At 65.3% G+C, this 12,777-nt stretch carries 15 protein-coding genes; 6 read left to right on the forward strand and 9 right to left on the reverse strand.

Annotated features, from left to right (window positions below; all coding sequences use genetic code 11):
* Positions 1-61: 61 nt before the first annotated feature.
* The 5 genes from JG743_RS18265 to JG743_RS18285 form a co-directional block, all read right to left on the reverse strand.
* Entirely contained in the window at positions 62-1,627 is a 1,566-nt protein-coding gene (locus JG743_RS18265) for an amidase (protein ID WP_202292186.1), read from the reverse strand.
* Positions 1,627-2,085, reverse strand: a complete 459-nt coding sequence (locus JG743_RS18270; protein ID WP_202292187.1) for a GNAT family N-acetyltransferase — start codon at positions 2,083-2,085, stop codon at positions 1,627-1,629. Before JG743_RS18270 ends, JG743_RS18265 begins: the two co-directional genes overlap by 1 nt.
* Positions 2,086-2,092: 7 nt before the next feature.
* Positions 2,093-2,380, reverse strand: a complete 288-nt coding sequence (gene gatC, locus JG743_RS18275) for an Asp-tRNA(Asn)/Glu-tRNA(Gln) amidotransferase subunit GatC (protein WP_202292188.1) — start codon at positions 2,378-2,380, stop codon at positions 2,093-2,095.
* 89 nt (positions 2,381-2,469) lie between these two features.
* Positions 2,470-2,886, reverse strand: a complete 417-nt coding sequence (locus JG743_RS18280; RefSeq protein WP_202292189.1) for a hypothetical protein — start codon at positions 2,884-2,886, stop codon at positions 2,470-2,472.
* 51 nt (positions 2,887-2,937) lie between these two features.
* A complete protein-coding gene (locus JG743_RS18285; protein WP_202292190.1) occupies positions 2,938-3,645 on the reverse strand; it encodes a metal-dependent hydrolase in 708 nt (235 codons plus the stop codon).
* Positions 3,646-3,763: 118 nt separating this feature from the next.
* Here JG743_RS18285 and ruvX point away from each other — a divergent pair, with 118 nt between their 5' ends.
* Positions 3,764-4,270 carry a Holliday junction resolvase RuvX gene (gene ruvX / locus JG743_RS18290; RefSeq protein ID WP_202292191.1) on the forward strand — a complete coding sequence of 169 codons (507 nt, stop codon included), beginning with the start codon at positions 3,764-3,766 and terminating at the stop codon, positions 4,268-4,270.
* On the opposite strand, the gene JG743_RS18295 is transcribed toward ruvX, so the two are convergent.
* The 3 genes from JG743_RS18295 to JG743_RS18305 all read right to left on the reverse strand — a co-directional run bounded on the left by JG743_RS18295 (position 4,188) and on the right by JG743_RS18305 (position 6,870).
* Complete coding sequence (locus JG743_RS18295) at positions 4,188-4,529, reverse strand: DUF6105 family protein (protein WP_202292192.1); 342 nt, start codon at positions 4,527-4,529, stop codon at positions 4,188-4,190. The two genes, ruvX and JG743_RS18295, sit on opposite strands and share 83 nt — an antisense overlap.
* Entirely contained in the window at positions 4,529-5,089 is a 561-nt protein-coding gene (locus JG743_RS18300) for a hypothetical protein (RefSeq protein WP_202292193.1), read from the reverse strand. Before JG743_RS18300 ends, JG743_RS18295 begins: the two co-directional genes overlap by 1 nt.
* A gap of 152 nt (positions 5,090-5,241) precedes the next feature.
* A complete protein-coding gene (locus JG743_RS18305) occupies positions 5,242-6,870 on the reverse strand; it encodes a DNA alkylation response protein (RefSeq protein WP_202292194.1) in 1,629 nt (542 codons plus the stop codon).
* Between the two features lie 159 nt (positions 6,871-7,029).
* On the opposite strand from JG743_RS18305, the gene JG743_RS18310 reads away from it, so the two are divergent.
* Genes JG743_RS18310 through JG743_RS18330 form a run of 5 tightly spaced genes read left to right on the forward strand, consistent with a single transcriptional unit; the run spans position 7,030 to position 11,982 of the window.
* A complete protein-coding gene (locus tag JG743_RS18310; RefSeq protein WP_202292195.1) occupies positions 7,030-7,995 on the forward strand; it encodes an aspartate carbamoyltransferase catalytic subunit in 966 nt (321 codons plus the stop codon).
* Entirely contained in the window at positions 7,992-9,278 is a 1,287-nt protein-coding gene (locus JG743_RS18315; protein WP_202292196.1) for a dihydroorotase, read from the forward strand. Before JG743_RS18310 ends, JG743_RS18315 begins: the two co-directional genes overlap by 4 nt.
* A gap of 55 nt (positions 9,279-9,333) precedes the next feature.
* Positions 9,334-9,921: a glycerol-3-phosphate 1-O-acyltransferase PlsY gene (gene plsY, locus JG743_RS18320; RefSeq protein ID WP_202292197.1), complete on the forward strand. Its 588-nt coding sequence runs from the start codon at positions 9,334-9,336 to the stop codon at positions 9,919-9,921.
* Positions 9,918-11,045, forward strand: a complete 1,128-nt coding sequence (gene dprA, locus JG743_RS18325; RefSeq protein ID WP_202292198.1) for a DNA-processing protein DprA — start codon at positions 9,918-9,920, stop codon at positions 11,043-11,045. The genes plsY and dprA overlap by 4 nt, the downstream gene beginning before the upstream one ends.
* Before the next feature lie 58 nt (positions 11,046-11,103).
* Complete coding sequence (locus JG743_RS18330) at positions 11,104-11,982, forward strand: hypothetical protein (protein ID WP_202292199.1); 879 nt, start codon at positions 11,104-11,106, stop codon at positions 11,980-11,982.
* A gap of 40 nt (positions 11,983-12,022) precedes the next feature.
* Here JG743_RS18330 and JG743_RS18335 read toward each other — a convergent pair whose 3' ends face one another.
* Entirely contained in the window at positions 12,023-12,703 is a 681-nt protein-coding gene (locus JG743_RS18335) for an FkbM family methyltransferase (protein WP_202292200.1), read from the reverse strand.
* Between the last annotated feature and the right edge of the window lie 74 nt (positions 12,704-12,777).

Below are 12,777 nucleotides of genomic sequence, written 5' to 3' on the forward strand. Positions count from 1 at the left end.
TCACAATCCTTTCCGAAAACCGATTCCGTTTTTCGGGTCATGAGCTAGATGAGGGACGACCCTACCACCACTTTTCCGGCTGAAATTTGCCGGCCGCCTGCTCGATGACATGCGCGGTCTGGAACAGCGTCTCCTCGTTGAAGGGGCGACCAATGAGCTGCAGGCCGAGCGGCAGGCCCTTGGCGTCGAGACCGGCGGGCACCGAAATGCCCGGCAGGCCAGCCATGTTGACGGTCACGGTGAAGATGTCGTTGAGGTACATCTTGACCGGGTCGGAAGCCATGTCCTCGTCGGCGACGCCGAACGCGGCCGACGGTGTCGCCGGCGTCAGGATGACGTCGACGCCGGCGGCAAAGGCGTTCTCGAAGTCGCGCTTGATCAGGGTACGGACCTTCTGCGCCTGCAGGTAGTAGGCGTCGTAATAGCCGGCCGAAAGCACATAGGTGCCGATCATGATGCGGCGCTTGACCTCGCGGCCGAAGCCGGCGGCGCGGGTCTTCTCATACATGTCGATGATGTCCTTGCCCGGCACGCGCAGGCCGAAGCGGACGCCGTCATAGCGGGCGAGGTTCGACGAGGCTTCGGCGGGCGCGACGATGTAATAGGCCGGCAGCGCGTATTTGGTGTGCGGCAGCGAGATGTCGACGATCTCCGCGCCCGCATCCTTCAGCCAGGCAATGCCCTTCTGCCAGAGCGCCTCAATATCCTGCGGCATGCCGTCGACGCGGTATTCCTTCGGAATGCCGACCTTCATGCCCTTGATCGGCTTGCCGATCACGGCCTCGTAATCCGGCACCGGGCGGTCGACGGAGGTCGTGTCCCTGGGGTCGACGGAGGCCATCGACTTCAGCAGGATCGCGGCGTCGCGCACGTCGCGGGCGATCGGTCCGGCCTGGTCGAGCGAGGAGGCGAAGGCGACGATGCCCCAGCGCGAGCAGCGGCCATAGGTTGGCTTGATGCCGACCGTGCCGGTGAAGGCGGCGGGCTGGCGGATCGAGCCGCCGGTGTCCGTTGCCGTGGCGCCGGCGCAGAGGAAGGCCGCGACGGCCGAAGCCGACCCGCCCGACGAGCCGCCGGGCACCAGCTGGGCATTGTCCAGCGTGCGCTGGGTCCTCGCGCCGCCGGCGGAGACAAAGCCGCCGTCGCCCTGGTGCGTGGTCGGCATCACCACCGTGTCGAGGCGCGAACGCCGCCACGGGTTGATGACCGGGCCGTAATAGGAGGTCTCGTTGGAAGAGCCCATGGCGAACTCGTCCATGTTGAGCTTGCCCAGCATAACGGCACCGTCGGCCCACAGATTGGCGGTGACGGTGGATTCATAGCGCGGCTTGAAGCCGTCCAGCACGTGGCTGCAGGCCTGGGTATGGATGCCTTTGGTGCCGAACAGATCCTTGATGCCGAGCGGGATGCCCTCCAGCGCGCCGCCTTCACCCTTGGCGAGCTTGGCGTCGGAGGCCTTGGCCATGTCGCGCGCCTTGTCGCCGGTGACCGCGATATAGGCGTTCAGCACCGGATTGGCGCGCTCGATCGCGTTGAGATAGGCCCCGGTGATCTCGGCGGCGGTGATCTCCTTGCCGCGCAGCTTGGCGCGGGCTTCGGAAATCGTCAGATGTGTCAGGTCGCTCATCAGGCAAGGCTCTTTTCGTAAAACACCGACCATTCGGAGTCGGGATAATCCAGCACCGGGCCGCACCGCGAGAATCCGGCGCGTTGATAGACAGTCCAGGCGGCGGGGTGGCGATCGCCGGTTTCCAACACCAGGCGCGTCATCCCCTCGCTGCGTGCCAGCGCTTCGACCTGCTCGACGATGCTCGCGCCGATCTTCTGGCCGCGATGCGAGGGCCTGGTGTACATGCGCTTGACCTCGCCGATGCCGCTGTCGTGGCGCTTCAGCGCGCCGCAGCCGACCGCGAGACCATTGTCGCGCGCGATGAAGACGGTCGTGTCCTTGCCGGCCATCTCCTCCACGGTCATGTGGTAGCAGTGCTCCGGCGGCGTCAGTTCGAGCAGCGTCGCGTTGAGCTCCTCGACCAGGATGCGCACATCGTCCTGCAAGGCGGTCTCGACGGCGATCTCGATTGCCATCGGACCGTTACTCCACCACCTTCGGGACAAGGAAGAAGTTCTCTTCGGTGGCCGGCGCGTTGGCGACGATGTCGCCGGCCTTGTTGCCGTCGGTCACGATATCGAGGCGCTTCTTCATCTCCATCGGCGTCACCGACGTCATCGGCTCGACGCCGGAAACGTCGACCTCGTTCAACTGCTCGACGAAGCCGAGGATGGCGTTCAGCTCGCCGGTCATGCGCTGGGCGTCCTCCTCGCTCACCGCAATGCGGGCAAGGTGCGCGACGCGCTTCACTGTCTGAAGATCAACGGACATTTTTGTTGCCTCGGGAAAACCAGCGCTATAGCGGCGCCGCGCGCGCCGCGCAACCTGCATCGTCATGCGCGCGCGGCTGAGATTTCGGCCTAGGGCAGCGCCACCCCTTCGCAGTGGAAGTAGCTGCCGCCATTGCCGGCCTGCTCGCTCTCGTCATCGACCGGCCGAACCGAGACAAGGTCGATCTGCTTCGGGCTCATTTGGGTGACCGACAGGACGTCGGGAAAGACGAAGCCCGGCTCCTGGCAGATGGCGGTGACCGCCCAGCTCGGCGAACGCGACGCCTTGGTGACCTGGAGGAACTCGCAATTGTATTCTACGCCCTCAAGGCCGCGGGCCGACAGGACGATGTTGCCGGCCTCGATCACGTCCTGCAGCTTGCCCTTCTTGGCCTGCGCGCACAGCTCCTCGGACTGCAGATAAACGCCGTCGATGAAGTCCTCCGCCGCCGGCGCGGGGGACGCGGCAACCAGCATCGAAACACAAAGTGTCTGCCTCAAAGCCATGATTTCATTCCATTTCTCTAACGAATGGTCCCGGCTCGGCGTGCCCCGCGCCTATATCGTGATGGTTTGGCCGATCGCCGGCAAGGCCACATCGACGCCGGAGCCCTCCATGCCAGCGACGAACTTGTCGGCGGTCTGGTCGATGATCGGGAAGGTGCCGAAATGGCAAGGAACGACGGTGTCGAAGCGGAAGAAGCGCCGACAGGCGAGCGCCGCCACCGCGCCGCCCATGGTGAAGCGGTCGCCGATCGGCACGATGCCGACTTTCGGCTCGTGCAGTTCGTTGATCAGCGCCATGTCGGAGAAGATGTCGGTGTCGCCCATATGGTAGAGCGTCTTTTCCTCCGGGAAATGCAGGACGAGGCCGCCGGGATTGCCGAGATAGGTGTTGGTGCCGCCCTCGCCGCCGAAGGACGAGGAGTGCAATGCCTGGACGAAGGTGGTGGTGAAGGCGCCGCAATCGACGGTGCCGCCGATATTGCCGGGATTGATCTTGCTGCCGCTGGCGCCCTGGCCAACCAGATACATGCAGATCTCGTAATTGGCGACCAGGACGGCGCCGCTCTTCTTCAGAACCTCCAGCGCGCCGCTGACGTGATCGTTGTGGCCGTGCGTCAAGAGCACATGGGTCACCCCTTCCGCCGGCCCTTCCCAGCCGCCCGTCCAGGACGGATTGCCGATCAGATAGGGGTCGATCAAGATATTGGCCCCTGCCGTCTCGACGCGGAATGCCGAATGTCCGTACCAGGTCAGTTTCATCAATGCCTTCCTCGATTTTTGCTGCGCCAGAGGATAGAACGCCTCGGGCAGAATTAAAGTGCCATCACATACGGTGCGTCAAAAAGGGTGCGCCGCGCTCGAGGTCAGAGGAAAGCCGTTGGGCATCATATCGATCGAGGACTTGCCGGCACGTCTCCAAGGCGGCAGGACGTTGGCCGGGCTCGATCTCGGCGACAAGACGATCGGCGTGGCGGTCTCCGACCGGGGCCTCGCCTTTGCTCATCCGCGCCCTGTCATCATGCGCAGGAAATTCTCGCTCGACGCGGCCCTCCTGCTCACCCAGATGCAGAAGGACAATGTCGGCGCGATCGCGCTCGGCCTGCCCGTCAACATGGACGGGTCGGAAGGTCCGCGCGCCCAGAAATCGCGGGCCTTCGTGCGCAACATGGCGGCCCTGTCCGACCTCCCCTTCGTGCTCTGGGACGAGAGGCTGTCGACGGTCGCGGCCGAGCGGACGCTGATCGAGATGGATTTTTCGCGCAGGAAGCGCGCCGGCAAGATCGATTCGGCGGCGGCAGCCTTTATTCTGCAGGGAGTGCTGGATCGGCTCCAGTCACTTGGCTCAGGCGCTCCTGAGGAACCGAACCCTGCCAGCGATTGCTGACCCAGGCGGCGATGTTGCGGCGGCGCCGGAACGCCCACAGCGCCATCAGCAGGAAGCCGTCGAAGACGCAGGCTTTCGCCACCATGCCGGGAATCAGAGCGGGATCGATGCCCAGCATCTCGCCGTAGAGCTGGAACACCAGGTCATGCAGCGGACGGCTCAGCATCACATAGCCGAAATTCATGTCGTTCAGCGACAGGAAGAACCAGCCCCAGAACAGGAGCAGCGGAGCAGCCCAGAGCGCGAACAGGGTACGCATCAGCGGCCATCCCTCGAATTCGCTTCCGGCCGGCCGGAAATGCGTGACAGCAGCGAACTGTGCGCGGCGCCTTTCGCCATGACATGGGCGGTGGCGTGGATTTCGTTGTCGGCGACAAATGCTTCCACCCGCGTCACCCGCTGCTCCGCCAGCACGGCGACATAGGACGCGAGAAGCGCTGTCAGTTGCACGGCGACAACCATGAACAGCCCGTCGATGCCCTGCGCCGCGCCGCCGACCAGCACCAGCGACAACACACCGGAGGCCGAGATGAAGGCGATGCGCACGACACTGTCCCTGGCGTCGGGATTTGCCGCTATGTTGATCAGCGTTTCGACGAAGGCCCAGCAGAACAGCACCGCCACAACCAGCAACGCGATCGACAGCGGCGCCACGATGGCAGCGTTTTCCAGGCCGGTGATGTGGCCGTTCTCGACATCGAGGCCGAGTACGGCAAGAGCGGCCGCAATGCCGCGGTTTCCGTCGATGCAGATGAAGGCCAGCAGGGCGAAAACGATCGCCCAATGCAAGGCCAGAAAAGAGGTCAATGCGTGCCGCATGGCATTCCTGCTTCGCGAGGCAAGGGATGGCATGGTTAACCAATCCTTGCTCGCTGAGAACAGTGGTCCTTACGGGCCACAACCGCAATGGAAACCATTCGTTAAGGTTAACCGCTATCCACAGCCCGCAACAAGGGTCCTGCGGGCGCCGTTCAATTGACCGGCGGATAGAGCGTATCGACGATCATGCGAGCGTCGTGGCGTGAATCGAGCATGCCGTAGGTGTTGCGCCACTGGCCGGCGAGACGCGTCTCGACGAAGGCGTCGGCGATACGCCCTGCCCCCAGCCGGCGAAGCTCGGCTGCTGCCGCCGACAGCGCCAGTTGCTCGGTGAGCAGGCGCGCCGAGCCCTCGTCCGTGCCAGCTACCTGCATGGCCGCCTTGAGCACGCCGATGGTACCGCGGCCGCCAGCGCCGAGGTCGCGGTCGATGCCGGCCAGCACCTCCTCGAACAGGCCCGGCGCGCGGCCGAGCACGCGCAGCACGTCGAGCGCCATGACATTGCCGGAGCCTTCCCAGATCGCATTCACCGGGGCCTCGCGGTAGTAGCGGGCAAGCGGCGCCTCCTCGACATAGCCATTGCCGCCGAGGCATTCCATCGCTTCGTAGAGCAGCGGCGGCGCGATCTTGCAGACCCAGTATTTGACCACCGGCGTCATGGCGCGGGCAAAAGCCGCCTCGCCGCGATCGCTGGCTGCCTCGTCGAAGGAACGCGCCAGGCGGAACGACAGGGCGGTGGCGGCGGCGACATCGAGCGCCATATCGGCCAGCACACGCTGCATCAGCGGTTGGTCGACCAGATTGGCGCCGAACACCTGGCGGTGGCGGGTGTGGTGGACGGCCTCGGCCAGCCCTGCCCGCATGATCGCCGATGAGGCGACGGCGCAGTCGAGCCTGGTCAGCGTCACCATGTCCATGATCGTCTTGACGCCGGCACCGGGGTCGCCGACCATCTCGCCGATGGCGTTGACGAACTCCACTTCCGAGGAGCCGTTGGAGCGGTTGCCAAGCTTGTCCTTCAGGCGCTGGAAGCGGAAACCGTTGCCGGAGCCGTCGCCAAGTATGCGTGGAACGAGAAAGCACGAAAGCCCTTCCGGCACCTGCCCGAGCACCAGGAAGGCATCGGACATCGGCGCCGACATGAACCATTTGTGGCCGGTCAGGCGATAGAAACCGCTGCCCGCCCGCTCGGCCCTCGTGACGTTGGCGCGCACATCGGTGCCGCCCTGCTTCTCGGTCATGCCCATGCCGAGAGTGAGCCCGGTCTTTTCGACAGGCGGCTTCTGGCTCTGGTCGTATTTGCGCGTCGTCACGCGCGGCGCCCATTCGCGGAACAGTTTCGGGCTTGCCATCAGCGCCGCCAGCGAGGCGCTGGTCATGGTGATCGGGCACAGGTGCCCGGTCTCCAGCTCGGCGGTGATGTAGAAGCGTGCCGCCCTGACCTGATGACGGCGGCCGATTTCGGCGTCGCCGTTTTCCCAGACCGAGGAGTGCAGCCCATTTGCCACCGAACGGCGCATCAGCGCGTGGTAGGCGGGATGATACTCGACCAGGTCGATGCGCCGGCCCTGGCGGTCATGCGTCCTGAGCTTTGGCGTCTCGGCGTTGGCGAGGCGGGCCAGTTCCTGCGCTTCCGGCGTCAGCACGAAACGGCCGAGCCCGTCGAGGTCCTTGCGCACCGGATCTGAAAAGCGCTCGGCAAGCTGGATCAGCAACGGATCGCCCCGCCAGGCGTTGCCGCCCGTCAGCGGCGGCGGCTGGTTCGTCACGTCGTCGGTCACGCCCTGTCCTTATTCTTGCGAAGGCTACGAATCCGAAGCCTTCGGCGCGTTATAGCCCAAGCTTTGCCGCGCGCGCGACGAAAATACCGGGGAGAAAGCCTGCAATCCAAAGCTGGTGCTTGCGGCTGGGAACACCGCACCCTATAGCAGCGCCTTGAGATGACCGACACTTCGTCCCTGCCGCTCTACCCTCATCGCCATCTTCTGGGCATCCGCGATCTTTCCCCGGCCGATATCGAGCTGCTGCTCGACCGGGCGGACCGGGCCGTCGCGATCTCGCGGCAGCCGGAGAAGAAGACCTCGACGCTGCGCGGCCGCACCCAGATCAACCTCTTCTACGAGGCCTCGACCCGCACGCAGTCGTCGTTCGAATTGGCCGGCAAGCGTCTCGGCGCCGACGTGATGAACATGTCGGTGGCGAGCTCCTCGGTGAAGAAGGGCGAGACGCTGATCGACACGGCGATGACACTCAACGCCATGCGGCCGGACATCCTCATCATCCGCCACCAGTCGGCGGGTGCGGCAGCACTTCTGGCGCAGAAGGTCGGCTGCTCCGTCGTCAATGCCGGCGACGGCGCGCACGAGCATCCGACGCAGGCGCTGCTCGACGCGCTGACCATCCGCCGTGCCAAGGGGCCGCTGTCGAAGCTGATCGTCGCGATCTGCGGCGACATCCTGCATTCGCGCGTCGCCCGATCCAACATCATGCTGCTCAATGCGCTGGGCGCCCAGGTGCGCGTCGTCGCGCCCTCGACGCTACTGCCCTCGGGCATCGACAGGATGGGCGTCATCGTCGCGCGCTCGATGGCCGAAGGGCTGAAGGACGCCGACGTGGTGATGATGCTGCGCCTGCAGCGCGAACGCATGGAAGGTGCCTTCGTGCCGTCGATCCGCGAGTATTTCCGCTATTTCGGGCTCGATGCCGAGAAGCTAAAGGCGGCCAAGGGCGACGCGCTGGTCATGCATCCCGGCCCGATGAACCGCGGTGTCGAGATCGCCTCTGAGATCGCCGACGGGCCGCAAAGCGTCATCCAGGAACAAGTGGAGATGGGCGTCGCCGTGCGCATGGCGGTGATGGAAGCGCTGCTCGATCCGCGCCGCAACCAGGAGGGGCGCGGCGCATGACGACAACGGTCTTCAGCAAGGCGCATATCGTCGATCCCTCGCGCGGGATCGACGAGGTCGGCACGGTCATCGTCGAGGGCAGGAAGATCCTGGCCGCCGGCAAGGCGGCGCTGAACCAGGGTGTGCCGGAAGGCGCCACGGTCATCGACTGCGCGGGAAAGACCGTCATTCCAGGTTTGATCGATAGCCGCGTCTTCATCGGCGAGCCCGGCGGCGAGCATCGCGAGACGATTGCCTCGGCGAGTGTGGCGGCAGCGGCGGGCGGCGTCACCTCGATCGTCATGATGCCCGACACCGATCCGGTGATCGACAATGTCGCGCTGGTCGAGTTCGTGCTGCGCACCGCCAAGGACACGGCAAGCGTCAACGTCTTTCCGGCGGCGGCGATCACCAAGGGGCTCGACGGCCGTGAGATGACCGAGTTCGGCCTGCTGCGCGAGGCCGGCGCGGTGGCCTTCACCGACGGCCGCCACACCATCGCCAGCGCCCTGGTGATGCGCCGGGCGCTGACCTACGCCCGCGACTTCGGCGGTGTCATCGCGCATGAGACGCAGGACGCCGACCTTGCTTCGGCGGGCGTGATGAATGAGGGCCTCTACGCAAGCTGGCTCGGCCTTGCCGGCATTCCACGCGAGGCGGAATCGATCCCGCTGGAGCGTGACCTCGCTTTGGCGCGGCTGACGCGCGGCGCCTATCACGCGGCCAAGATCTCGACGGCGATGGCGGCCAATGCCGTGAGCCGGGCAAAGGCGGACGGCGCCAACGTCACGGCTGGCGTAGCGATCCACAATCTTTCGCTCAACGAAAACGATGTCGGCGAATACCGCACCTTCTTCCGGCTGACGCCGCCGCTGCGCGCCGAGGAGGACCGGCTGGCGATGATCGAGGCGATCAAGGACGGCACCGTCGACCTGATCGTCTCCTCGCACGATCCGCAGGATGTCGACACCAAGCGCCTGCCCTTCGCCGACGCTGCGGCCGGCGCGATCGGGCTGGAAACGCTGCTTGGCGCGGCGCTGCGGCTCTACCACAATGGCGACGTCTCGCTGATCAGGCTGGTCGAGGTGCTGTCGACCGCACCGGCGAAATTGTTCAACCTGCCCGGCGGCACGCTGAAGCCGGGGGCTGCGGCCGACCTCGCACTCGTCGATCTGCACGAGCCCTGGATCGTCAGCGAAAGCGGCCTTCGCTCGCGCTCGAAGAACACCTGCTTCGAGGGCGCGCGACTGCAAGGCAAGGTCTTGCAAACAATGGTATCGGGCCGCACAGTGTTTTCAATTTAGCCCGACGGCGGCGCAACGCGCTATTTCGGACGGCTGGGAAACGCGGGGGGAAACAATGGGTTATGGCGGTATCCTGGCACTGCTGTTCGGCTATCTGCTCGGCTCGATTCCCTTCGGCCTGGTGATCACCCGCGCCGCCGGCCTTGGCGACGTGCGCAAGATCGGTTCCGGCAATATCGGCGCCACCAACGTGCTGCGCACCGGCAACAAGGGGCTCGCCGCCGCCACGCTTCTGCTCGACGCGCTGAAGGGCACGGCGGCAGTGCTGATCGCCGGCCGCTTCGCGCCGGAATTCGCGCTCTGGGCCGGCTTCGGCGCCTTTATCGGCCATCTCTTTCCGGCCTGGCTCGGCTTCAAGGGCGGCAAAGGGGTCGCCACCTATCTGGGCGTGCTGATCGGTCTTGCCTGGCAGGTGGCGCTGATCTTCGCTGTCGTCTGGCTCGCCATGGCTTTTCTCTTCCGATACTCCTCGCTCGCGGCGCTCACGGCAGCGGTGGCGGTGCCGATCGCCCTTTATTTCCTCAGCACGCCCGCCATCGCCGGCTTGTTCGCGGTGATGAGCCTGATCGTGATCGTCAAGCATCGGGCAAACATCTCGCGGCTCACCGCCGGCACCGAGGGCAAGATCGGGGCCAAGGGATGAGCAAGCCTGCAGCCGGCCCGCGCCTCAGCGACCGGCAGCGACTGAGCTGGCTTCGCCTGATCCGCACGCCGAATGTCGGTCCTGCCTCGTTCCGCGAATTGATCAACCGCTTCGGCTCTGCCGAGGCCGCGCTCGAAATGCTGCCCGAACTGATGATCTCGGGAGGCGCCAACCGCATCGCCCGCATTCCCACGGCAGGCGAGGCCGAGGCGGAACTGGAGGCGGCAAGGCGAGCGGGCGCCCGCTTCGTCGGCATCGGCGAAGCCGACTACCCGCCTATGCTGAAGACCATGGACAATCCGCCGCCGCTGCTTGCGGTGAAGGGGGAAGGCGCGGTCTTCCGTTTGCCGGCGGTCGCCATCGTCGGCGCCCGCAATGCCTCGCTCGCCGGGGTCAAGATGGCGCGGATGCTGGCGGCGGACCTTGGCCGCGACGGCTATGCGATCGTGTCGGGCCTGGCGCGCGGCATCGATACGGCGGCACACCAGGGCAGCCTGTCGAGCGGCACGGTCGGCGTGCTCGCCGGTGGGCTCGACATGCCCTACCCGCCCGAGAATGCAGGCCTTTGCAACGAGATTTCGGAACACGGCGGCGCCATCGTCTCGGAAATGCCGTTCGGCTGGCAGCCGCGCGCGCAGGATTTCCCGCGCCGCAACCGGCTCGTCGCCGGCATGGCGCTGGGGCTGGTGGTGATCGAAGCGGCGCAACGTTCGGGCTCGCTGATCAGCGCCAGGCTGGCCGGCGAGATGGGCCGCCTGGTCTTCGCCGTACCCGGTTCGCCGCTCGATCCGCGCGCGGCCGGCTCCAACGGCCTGCTGAAGGACGGCGCGACGCTGGTGACCGAAGCCGCCGATGTTTCCAGCGCCATCGCGCCGCTGGCAGGGGCGCGTGTTCCAAGAATAACACCGCTGGCCGAGCCGCCGGATCTCTCGGCAACGCCGCCGCCGCGCGAGGACGATCGCACGGGCGTGCTCGAGGCGCTTGGGCCGACGCCGGTGGCGATCGATGAGGTGATCCGTCACACTGGCCTCAGCGCCGCTCAGGTCTCGATGGTGCTGCTGGAGCTCGACCTCGCGGGACGGCTGGAGCGCCACGCCGGCGGCAACGTTTCTCTGGTTTCCTGATGGTTCCGCCTGGCGCCTTGCCACTGTCGATCGAGTGCTTTCGTTTGGAAATCACTGCATGCGCTATCTGAACGCGCACGGGCTCGTAACAAACCTCCCCGTGGTGGAGAACTATTTCGCCAGGCGCGCAGCGCCTCGGTCCGGCATGCGGATTTTCTTCCAGGACGAACACAATCTGGTGCTTCCCGGCGGGCGCGACATTCCCCCCTCGAGCGCTCCGGGCGTCGTGCCATCCATCTTCGGTGGCGAGGAGACATATCTGGTTCGCATCGCGCACGAGAAGCAGTACCGCATGGCGGATGTCGTGCTGGAATACAATGTCCCGAACATCGTCAACATCGAATCCAGCGGCAGGTTTTCGGAGAGGTTTCGCGAGCGGATCGTCTACTGCCCTTCGATCCCGTTCGGATATTCAAACGCCGGCGCCCGGTCCATCGACGTTCTCACCAACATCATCAACACCAAGGAGCCGAGGCGCGCGTCCCTGATCGAAAGGCTGGAGGCCTTTCCGGGATACAGGAACGTCCAGGGCATCTACGACCTGCCCGGGCTGCGGTCGCTGTACCGAAGCGCCAAAATCATCGTCAATCCGCACCAGACCTGGCATCACCACTCGATCGAGGAGTTCAGGGTCCTGCCGGCGCTTTCACAAGGCTGTCTGGTTGTCAGCGAGGACGTGCCGCTGCGAACGCATATCCCCTATCATCAACATGTGATCTGGTGCCGCTACGAGGACATTCCGGACGTCGTCGCCGAGACGCTGCGGAACTACGACCGCCTGTTCGAGAAGATGCACGGTCCTGCCGGCGGGCTAGCGGAATTGCTGGCGTCGATGCTGGTCGAGTTCGAACGGTCGATGGACAGGGTGATCGCGGCCGACGCGGCAAGGTCCGGAGCCTCGAGATTCCTGTCGGCCATTCGGCGCCGCCTGGGCTGAAGCGCCCGGTTCGCCGCGCTTCTGCCCATGCCTTGAGACGTCAGATCCACTCCAGGTTGATGTTGCGGATATTGCCCTCGGCAATGCGTTCGCGGATCCGGTCAAGCCGGTTTGCAATCTCCGGCGATACCCTGTCGTGCGCCTCAACCAGGAATGCGCCGATGGATTTTTCCAGCCCGGCGTCGAGGATGGCTTCCAGGCATTCCGCTTCGCTGCCCTCGATATCCATCTTGACGATCGACGGCATGGTCGGGCGGCTTTTCAGGAAGTCGACCAGATCGACCACCTCGACGCTGACGGGTGTTCCACCCTCATGGTATGCGGTTTCAATTATCGACGACGCGGCGGTTTGCCCTTCGTCCGCGTGGCGATTGCGGTAAGATGTGACAGTCCTTGCCCCGGCGCCGATTGCTTTGGGGATGATTTCGACATCCGGGTGCCTTCCGAACCTTCTGGTGAGAACAGCCAGGGCGTGCGGGTCGGGCTCGAAGGCGACGACTTTCAGGCCAAGGCTCAGCGCGGCGCCGGTGACGAGGCCCACATTTGCGCCAAGGTCGAGGATGGTGCTTCCCTTGGGCGCGCGCAACGCAACGTCGTAAAACATGCGCTCACCCACCCGGTGTGGGTCCTGCCGTCGCCGCCAGCGCCGGTAGAGGTGCCAGCGCAAGGTGCTTTCCACGTAGCCTTCCGAAAACATTTCCGGCATTTCGGTAGCGCCCATTCCAACTGTCGCACGCGCTGGACAGCCGGAGCGGTTCAGCTCGTGCGAAGGACCCGCTCCAACTGTGTTTTATG

Source organism: Mesorhizobium sp. 131-2-1 (assembly GCF_016756535.1).
Classification (GTDB): domain Bacteria; phylum Pseudomonadota; class Alphaproteobacteria; order Rhizobiales; family Rhizobiaceae; genus Mesorhizobium.

Coding starts and splice junctions, on each gene's coding strand:
- plsY (WP_202292197.1), top strand. CDS start 9,334: ATGGGTTATGGCGGTATCCTGGCACTGCTGTTCGGCTATCTGCTCGGC.
- JG743_RS18310 (WP_202292195.1), top strand. CDS start 7,030: ATGACCGACACTTCGTCCCTGCCGCTCTACCCTCATCGCCATCTTCTG.
- JG743_RS18285 (WP_202292190.1), bottom strand. CDS start 3,645: ATGAAACTGACCTGGTACGGACATTCGGCATTCCGCGTCGAGACGGCA.
- JG743_RS18315 (WP_202292196.1), top strand. CDS start 7,992: ATGACGACAACGGTCTTCAGCAAGGCGCATATCGTCGATCCCTCGCGC.
- JG743_RS18300 (WP_202292193.1), bottom strand. CDS start 5,089: ATGCGGCACGCATTGACCTCTTTTCTGGCCTTGCATTGGGCGATCGTT.
- JG743_RS18265 (WP_202292186.1), bottom strand. CDS start 1,627: ATGAGCGACCTGACACATCTGACGATTTCCGAAGCCCGCGCCAAGCTG.
- gatC (WP_202292188.1), bottom strand. CDS start 2,380: ATGTCCGTTGATCTTCAGACAGTGAAGCGCGTCGCGCACCTTGCCCGC.
- JG743_RS18280 (WP_202292189.1), bottom strand. CDS start 2,886: ATGGCTTTGAGGCAGACACTTTGTGTTTCGATGCTGGTTGCCGCGTCC.
- JG743_RS18330 (WP_202292199.1), top strand. CDS start 11,104: ATGCGCTATCTGAACGCGCACGGGCTCGTAACAAACCTCCCCGTGGTG.
- JG743_RS18270 (WP_202292187.1), bottom strand. CDS start 2,085: ATGGCAATCGAGATCGCCGTCGAGACCGCCTTGCAGGACGATGTGCGC.
- dprA (WP_202292198.1), top strand. CDS start 9,918: ATGAGCAAGCCTGCAGCCGGCCCGCGCCTCAGCGACCGGCAGCGACTG.
- JG743_RS18335 (WP_202292200.1), bottom strand. CDS start 12,703: ATGGGCGCTACCGAAATGCCGGAAATGTTTTCGGAAGGCTACGTGGAA.
- JG743_RS18295 (WP_202292192.1), bottom strand. CDS start 4,529: ATGCGTACCCTGTTCGCGCTCTGGGCTGCTCCGCTGCTCCTGTTCTGG.